We start from the raw sequence: 7,802 nt of genomic DNA on the forward strand, positions 1-7,802 counted from the left end.
CAACCAGGGCCAGCACAGTTCCCGCTGGCAGGCGATCATGTCGATCTCCGCGAAGATCGGCTGTTCGGCGCACACTCTGAATGAGTGGGTGAAGAAGGCAGAGGTCGACAGCGGCAAGCGGGCGGGCGTTCCAACCGATGTGGCCGACAAACTGAAGGCGCTGGAGCGGGAGAACCGCGAGCTGCGCCAGGCGAACGAGATCCTCCGCAAGGCATCAGCGTATTTTGCGATGGCGGAGCTCGACCGCCGGTCGAAGTGATGGTGTCATTTATCGACATGCATCGCGCGGAGTATGGGGTCGAGCCGATCTGCACTGTCCTGCCGATTGCCCCTTCCACGTATTACGACCACCTGGCGAAGCGGGCTGATCCGGCCCGGTGGTCGGACCGTGCCCGGCGTGACGCGGCATTGCGGCCCGAGATCCGGCGGGTTTTCGAAGAGAACTGGCGAGTCTATGGCGTGCGGAAGGTCTGGCGGCAATTGCAACGGGAAGGTTTCGACGTCGCCCGCTGCACGGTCGCCCGGCTGATGAGGAGCATGGGTATTCAAGGTATCATCCGGGGCAAGCCGCACAAGACGACTGTGCCCGACAAGAAGGCCCCATGCCCGCTGGATAAAGTGAACCGGCAATTCCGGGTGCCTGCTCCAAATATGCTCCGGGTGAGCGATTTCACCTATGTCGCCACCTGGAAGGGGTTCACCTATGTCGCCTTCGTTGTCGATGCCTATGCCCGCAAGATCGTTGGTTGGCGTGTCAGCACCTCGGCGCATGCCGGGTTCGTTCTCGATGCGCTGGAGCAGGCTGTTCACGAGCGGCGGCCGACAAAGGCGATGGGGCTTGTTCACCACTCCGACCGCGGCAGCCAATACCTGTCGATCAAGTACACAGAGCGGTTGGGAGAAGCTGGTATCGAGCCCTCTGTCGGCAGCGTTGGGGACAGCTATGACAACGCGCTGGCCGAAACGATCAACGGTCTCTTCAAGGCCGAGGTCATTCACCGCCGCGGTCCTTGGCGAAACTTCGAAGCGGTGGAATACGCAACACTCGAATGGGTGGACTGGTTCAACAACCGCCGTCTGCTCGAGCCTATCGGGAACATTCCGCCGGCAGAAGCAGAGGCCAATTTCTACGCCGCTCTGGAAACTGAGGCACGAGCCGCGTAACTAACTGAAATCAGCCTCCGGCAAACCCGGCGCGGTTCATCTGGGCAAAGATGCCCTTGTCGCTCCACCGCTTCCAACGGTTGTGCAAGGTCTTGTGCGGGCCGTAATCTTTGGGAGCATCACGCCAGCGCAAGCCGTTGCGATTGATGAAGATAGTTCCGCTCAGAACACGCCGGTCATCAACAAGCGGCTTGCCGTGGGACTTTGGAAAATGAGGCTCAAGACGGGCCATCTGCGCGTCCGTCAGCCAGAAAAGATCAGACATATCACCGCTCATTTTTCGAACCGTGAATCACGCCACCCACCGGAAATCAATGGGTCCTGAGCCTAGCTTGGCACGGGTTCTTTGCACCGGCGGCGGATGACTGGTTTTCGCCCTTCTCATCGGGGCGCTGCGACCGACCCAAAGCCGCCTTTCGTTGACGGGACACCAACTGCGGTCCAGCATCACGGAACCGGACGTTCAAGCCTTGCGCAGCGATTCAGCCGCCGCAAAGATCGCCGGTCAGGAGGATGCTTCACCTCCAGAAACGAGGAGGCATATAGCATGACGCTGTTTCTTGGTTACGACCCAGGCGGAAAAGGAAAAAACGGTGTAGCTGCCATTCAGGTGATTTCTGGCGCGCCACAGGTTTTGTACAAAGCGACTGTCCGCGATGCAGCCGAAGCATTGTCTTGGCTCAAGGCCCATGCAAGGACAGCGGTTGCAATCGGCATCGACACCCTCTTGGCTTGGTCACCCCAGGGCGGGCGAGCCTGCGATAATGCGCTGCGACGCAAATATGGCGGCAACTCGATTATTGCTCAAAACTCCCTATACAGCTCCATGACCCTGAATGGCGCGATTGTTGCCAAGCGGCTTGGATTGCCGGTCTACGAGAGCCACCCTAAGCTGTTGCTCCGCCTAACTGGCGCGAATGCGGTCCGGGAGGTCTATCACGACGCAGTGGTCAACTCGGGGGCGGATCATGAGGGTGATGCCATCGTGGCCGCCTGGTGTGCAGCCATGGGGTATAATGGAAAATGGACTGTTGATCTCTTCGCGGACCTTGAGGACGATATAGAACTTGTGGTGCCCGGAGCTCGCTACCCTTGGTTCGAGGGCGTATAAAGCAGCTCAGCCCGGGGCGGCAGCCAGCCGCAGCTGAAGATTGACGCGTCCCGCCATTACCTGACTTTGATGCTGGCTCCGGCGAATGCCCGCTTCGCAGAAGGTCAGACTTTGGCCCCGTCGCACGCCAAAGGCGTCGCCCCAAAAAAGTGATATACGGGGTTGAAATTTCGAAATTTGTTCTGGCTGCGGCCGTTTGGAAGGTTACTATACGTGCAGTCCGTGGTTTTGAGTGGGTGCGATGCTCGAACTACAAGGGAAGAAGGGCGGGGGCGATGGTGCAGAACGTGGGAAACATGACGAGCGACCGACTGGGGCGTATCGTCGAGGATGCTGCCAGCGAAGTCTATGTCTTCTCGGTGGACGACTTCCGGTTCTCTCTGGCTAACCGGGGCGCCCGTGAGAACCTTGGGTTCACAATGGAGGAGCTTCGGACCAAGACCCCTTGGGACCTCAAGCCCGCGATATCAGAAGAGGAATTTCTTCAGCTGGTCGATCCGCTTCTCAAGGGGGAGCGCTCGGGGTTGGAATTCGAGACATTTCACCTGAGAAAAGATGGCTCACACTACGACGTTTGGGTCCATTTGCAGCTGATCTCGACCGACGGTGAGAGAGTATTCTACGCGGCCATTCAGGATATCACGAACCAGAAGGAGACCGCGGCCGCCCTGACAAAGGCCTCGACGCGGCTGGACGCGATCCTGAGCAACACCACCATGGCGATCTTCATGATGGATGAGCGGCAGCATTGCGTGTTCATGAACAAGGCTGCTGAAACGCTCACAGGCTACAGGTTCGAAGAAACCCAAGGCCGTCCCCTCCACGATGTTATTCATCACACCCACCCCGACGGTCGGCATTTTCCTATCGAGGACTGCGAAATTGATCGCGCTTTTCCCGAGGACCACCAGGTTCAGGGCGAAGAAACCTTTGTTCACAAGGATGGCAGCTTCTACCCCGTGGGGTTCACTGCCTCCCCCATGAAGGACGGAAGCGGAAAGACCGTGGGCACGGTCATCGAAGTGCGCGACATCACCGACGAATTGAAAGCCCGAAACGCCGAAATCGAGTTCAGCAATGCGTTGAAGGCCCGGGTCGAAGAGGCGATGGCAGAGCGCGACCGGCTCGAGGCGCAGCTGGTCCAATCCCAGAAGATGGAGGCGGTGGGTCAGTTGACCGGAGGGGTCGCACATGATTTCAACAACCTCCTGCAGGTGATCGGCAGCAACCTTCAGTTGTTGCTGAAAGAGCTGTCGGACAGCGCGCCGGAAAGAAAGTTTGTCGAGAACGCGATGACTGGCGTCACGCGGGGTGCAAACCTGACCGCGCAGCTCCTTGCTTTTAGCCGTCAGCAACCCCTCGAACCCAAACCAAAGAATGTCGGTCGGCTTTTGCGCGGCATGGATGACATGCTGCGACGGACCCTGGGAGACGCGATCGAAATCGAGACGGTCATTTCCGGAGGGCTGTGGAATTGCCTCGTCGATCCGGTCCAGCTGGAAAACGCCATCCTCAATCTGGCCATCAACGCGCGCGATGCGATGAACCACTCCGGCAAACTGACGATCGAAGCGGGCAACGTGTCGCTCGACGAAACCAATGCGGAGGCGCATCCGCATGTCGCGCCCGGGCAGTATGTGGTGCTTGCCATCACCGATACCGGAAGCGGGATTCCCCAGGAGATCATCGAGAAGGTCTTTGACCCGTTCTTTACAACGAAGGCCACCGGAGAGGGCACCGGGCTTGGACTCAGCATGGTGTATGGCTTCATCAAGCAATCCGGCGGTCACATCAAAATCTGTAGCGAAAAAGGCCATGGCACCACGGTTCGGATTTACCTGCCGAAAACGCGGCAAGAGGAAGAAGTTCTGCAGGCGCTGCCCGTCACGGAGACGCCCAAGGGGCATGGGGAGGTCGTGTTGATCGTCGAAGATGATGAAGCGGTGCGCGATACCGCCGTCGATTTGGTGCGTGATCTCGGCTATTCGGTTCTGACCGCTGACAGTGCTGACAGCGCGCTGGCCATTGTCAATAGCGGTATCCAGATCGATATTCTGTTCACCGACGTGGTCATGCCTGGTACCCTGCGCAGCCCCGATCTGGCCCGCAAGGCCAAGGAGCGACTGCCGGGTATCGGGGTTCTTTTCACCTCAGGCTATACACAGAACACGATTGTTCATGCCGGACGGCTGGAGGACGGTGTGGATTTGCTTAGCAAACCCTATACCCAGGAAGGTTTGGCCCAAAAGTTCGCCGAAATCCTCGGGCGACGGCCCGCTGACGTGCCCCAAGAAGGCCCGCAGGAGATGAATGGCAACGCGGTGAATGGTAGCGATCAGCGCGCCAAGGGAGCGCGCGTGCTGCTGGTGGAGGACGACGTGTTGATCCGTATGGCGACCGCGGAGATGCTGGCCGATTTGGGTCATGAGGTTGTTGAGGTCGGCACGATAAAGGAAGCCTCAAAAGTGTTGGACAGTGAGACCGTGCAGGTCATGCTTACTGACCTCGGCCTTCCCGACGGGAACGGCATGGATCTGGTACGCTACGCGTCGGAAACTTGGCCGAATATTGCAGTGATCATCGCTTCGGGTGCTGATCCGCGTGATTACGAAGAGGACAGCGGATTGTGGGACCGGATTACGAAGCTAGTCAAACCCTACGACCAATGGTCTTTGGAAGTCGCGCTCCGGCAGCAGGCCCGCGGATCGTGACGGTGGCTCTTGCAAGGGGGGATCGTCTCCTGCTCAGCAGATGGGTGGGTAATCCCCGCCCCGATCTTAAGGGGATGCGGAAGTAGAATTTTCTCGGCAGGATGACCGAGGAGATTCCAATGAAGAAGACGCGTTTCACAGAAGCGCAGATCATGGCTGTGCTGCGCCAGATGGAGGGCGGTGTTCCAGCCGCCGAGCTGTGCCGCGAGCACGGGATGAGTAGCGCCACGCTGTACAAGTGGCGGGCGAAGTATGGCGGCATGGACGCCAGTCTGATCAGTGAGAGCGAGCCTTTGTCCGCCATTGGTCCGAGGACAATGGCGAGCGGCGATGGCCGAGGAGAACCGACGCCTGAAGCGCATGTTTGCCGATGTCAGCATGCAGAACGACCTGCTCAAGGAGGCGCTCGGATAAGTAAGATCCTGAACGCCACTGGTTCGAGAGAAGGATCGAACGATCCGGCCAGCTCAACGCCGAGAGCTGGCCGTGAAAGCGAGGTCGTAGAAGGGTGTCAGCATCGCGTTGGCTTGTCGGGCATTCGATGTCAGCGAGACCTGCTATCGATACAGCCCGAAGCGGGATAACGGAAACGAGCAGATCGCCGATCTGCTGCTTGGGCTTACGAAGGCGACGAAGACCCGGGGCTTCGGCCTGTGCTTTCTCTACCTGCGGGATGCCCTGCCGGGTGACAATCAAGCCACGCAAGCGCCTGAAGCGGGAAAGGCCGGATGAACTGGCCGTGCCTGGGGCCCCGAATGAGGTCTGGTCGATGGGCTTCATGGCGGATCGCCTCGGGGACGGGCGTCAGTTCCGGCGCCTGAACGTCCTGGACGACTTCAACCGTGAAGGGCTCGGCATCGAGGTCGACTTCTCGCTGCCCGCGGAACGCGTCGTCAGGGCACTGAACCAGATCATCGAATGGCGCGGTGCGCCCCGAACCATTCGGGTCGACAATGGCCCGGAATACGTCAGTGGCACCGTCATGGAATGGGCCCAAAACAAGGGCATCGCCTTGGCCCACATTCAGCCGGGAAAACCGCAGCAGAACGCCTACGTCGAGCGCTACAACCGGGCGGTCCGGCATGAATGGCTGGACTTCTACATCTTCGAAACCATCGACGAGGTGAAGCAGATTGCCACCGAATGGCTCTGGTCCTACAACCATGAACGCCCGAACATGGGCAACGGCGGCATGACACCCGCACAGAAACTGAAGTTGGCCGCGTAAATTCTACGACCAAGTCTCGCAAAACGGGGGGATTACCCTGCCTCCGGAAAGGCCCGCGCGTCATAGGGTCCACTTAGCCGCCCTGCCTTGATCTGGAAACGGGGATCGAAGGTCGAATGAGGGTGATCGAGGGGGCAGGGCATGTTCCCTGTCCCCTTTGCCCCACCGCCGACCGGTTTGGCTATCCTGCATATCATCTCAAATAAAGTCAGCGTCCGACATGTTTGCCAGTTCTGTATCCCGGATCAAGATTGAGCTGGTGCCGTTGTCGAACACAATATCGTCGCCCATTTGGGTTGCAGAGGCCGAGAAGGTTGCAAAATCGGCCACGCCGTCAATCATCAGAAAGTCATCTGCACTGGTGTGCCCCCATCGGGTGGTCCAGTTTGAATGTTAGTGCATAGTCGGCCTTTGGTCTATCGGGACAATGCTCTTGGGCGCTGGCGGCCGGTATCCTAAGGCGCTGTGGGGCCTGACCGTATTGTAGTGACGCCGCCAGCGTTCGATCAGGATCTGGGCCTCGCGTAACGTGGTGAAGACCTCGCCGTTGAGCAGCTCATCCCGGAAACGGGCATTGAAGCTCTCGCAGTAGCCGTTCTCCCATGGTGAGCCGGGGGTGATGAATGCGGCTTTCGCACCGACGGCATCGATCCAGGCACGCACCTTCTTGGCAATAAATTCTGCACCATTATCCGACCTTATGTATTCCGGCGGGCCGCGTAGGATGAACAAATCCGTCAATGCGTCGACCACATCCGTTGAATTGAGCCTGCGTTTGACCCGGATCACCAGCGCCTCCTTCGTGAACTCATCGATGATATTCAGCGTGCGGAAGATCCGCCCGTCGTGGGTTCGGTCCTGAACAAAGTCATAGGACCAGACATGGTTCGGGCGCTCCGGCCGCAGCCGGACGCAGGAACCATCATTCAGCCAAAGTCGGCCTTTCTTGGGTTGCTTTTGCGGGACTTTAAGCCCCTCCTGCCGCCAGATCCGTTCAACGCGCTTGTGATTTACATGCCAGCCGCTGTTGTTCAGCAGCCCAGTGATCATGCGATATCCATAGCGGCCAAACTCTTCGGCCAACGCGGTGATGTCCTCGGTCAGCCGGGCTTCGTCCGGTAGACCACAGGGCACCTTGCGCTGCGTAGAGCGATGCTGACCTAATGTGCGGCAAACCCTGCGCTCCGATACGCTGAGGGTTTGCTGCACATGGTTGATGCACTGCCTGCGGCGGGAAGGGCTTAGAAGTTTCCCCGTGCGGCCTCGGCCAGGATCATCTTGTCCAGTGTCAGATCCGACACGGCTCGTCTGAGCCGGGTATTCTCAGCTTCCAGCTCTTTCAGCCGCTTGAGCTGATCGCGGCTCATGCCGCCATACTCCTTGCGCCATCGATAGTAGGTCTGAACCGTCACTCCGATCTGCCGCACGGCCTCCTGAACTGATTTGCCTTGCCCTTGCAGCACTTCAACTTGTCGCAGCTTCAGCACGATATCTTCGGGCTTCTCTCGCTTGCCGGCCATCTCGTCGTCCTCCTGAAAACGGGATAATTCTATCCCAAAAGGTGGACCACTTCAGTGGGGGCGTTCCA

General features: G+C 58.8%; 5 protein-coding genes, 2 pseudogenes and 1 other annotated feature. Of the genes and pseudogenes, 4 read left to right on the forward strand and 3 right to left on the reverse strand.

Going from position 1 to position 7,802, the window contains the following annotated elements:
• Positions 1-1,164 (forward strand): IS3 family transposase gene (locus tag AC0IPL_RS22140; RefSeq protein WP_474272577.1). Its coding sequence is split into 2 segments (ribosomal slippage), with 1,165 coding nucleotides annotated over them: positions 1-224 and positions 224-1,164; the frame shifts between segments, so codons are not numbered across the junction. This gene is flagged as partial in the annotation.
• Positions 217-333 (forward strand) — a sequence feature (AL1L pseudoknot). Its footprint overlaps the gene before it by 117 nt.
• A gap of 37 nt (positions 1,165-1,201) precedes the next feature.
• Here AC0IPL_RS22140 and AC0IPL_RS22145 read toward each other — a convergent pair.
• Positions 1,202-1,429 (reverse strand): annotated as a pseudogene (locus AC0IPL_RS22145) (transposase); the annotation flags it as partial.
• 282 nt (positions 1,430-1,711) lie between these two features.
• Here AC0IPL_RS22145 and AC0IPL_RS22150 point away from each other — a divergent pair.
• From AC0IPL_RS22150 to AC0IPL_RS22160, 3 genes and pseudogenes are all read left to right on the forward strand, one after another.
• A complete protein-coding gene (locus AC0IPL_RS22150; protein ID WP_474277532.1) occupies positions 1,712-2,275 on the forward strand; it encodes a DUF429 domain-containing protein in 564 nt (187 codons plus the stop codon).
• A 275-nt stretch (positions 2,276-2,550) separates the two neighbouring features.
• Positions 2,551-4,986 carry a hybrid sensor histidine kinase/response regulator gene (locus AC0IPL_RS22155; RefSeq protein WP_474277536.1) on the forward strand — a complete coding sequence of 812 codons (2,436 nt, stop codon included), beginning with the start codon at positions 2,551-2,553 and terminating at the stop codon, positions 4,984-4,986.
• A 119-nt stretch (positions 4,987-5,105) separates the two neighbouring features.
• A pseudogene (locus AC0IPL_RS22160) lies at positions 5,106-6,214 on the forward strand (IS3 family transposase).
• A gap of 198 nt (positions 6,215-6,412) precedes the next feature.
• Here AC0IPL_RS22160 and AC0IPL_RS22165 read toward each other — a convergent pair.
• A complete protein-coding gene (locus AC0IPL_RS22165; protein WP_474277540.1) occupies positions 6,413-6,556 on the reverse strand; it encodes a hypothetical protein in 144 nt (47 codons plus the stop codon).
• A gap of 51 nt (positions 6,557-6,607) precedes the next feature.
• Positions 6,608-7,734 (reverse strand): IS3 family transposase gene (locus AC0IPL_RS22170; RefSeq protein ID WP_474275345.1). Its coding sequence is split into 2 segments (ribosomal slippage): positions 6,608-7,470 and positions 7,470-7,734, totalling 1,128 coding nucleotides; the frame shifts between segments, so codons are not numbered across the junction.
• Between the last annotated feature and the right edge of the window lie 68 nt (positions 7,735-7,802).

The sequence above is a fragment of the Leisingera sp. SA32 genome, assembly GCF_056033425.1.

Excerpts from the sequence above, each read along its gene's own strand:
- AC0IPL_RS22150 (WP_474277532.1), top strand. The coding sequence starts at position 1,712 with ATGACGCTGTTTCTTGGTTACGACCCAGGCGGAAAAGGAAAAAACGGT.
- AC0IPL_RS22155 (WP_474277536.1), top strand. The coding sequence starts at position 2,551 with ATGGTGCAGAACGTGGGAAACATGACGAGCGACCGACTGGGGCGTATC.
- AC0IPL_RS22165 (WP_474277540.1), bottom strand. The coding sequence starts at position 6,556 with ATGATTGACGGCGTGGCCGATTTTGCAACCTTCTCGGCCTCTGCAACC.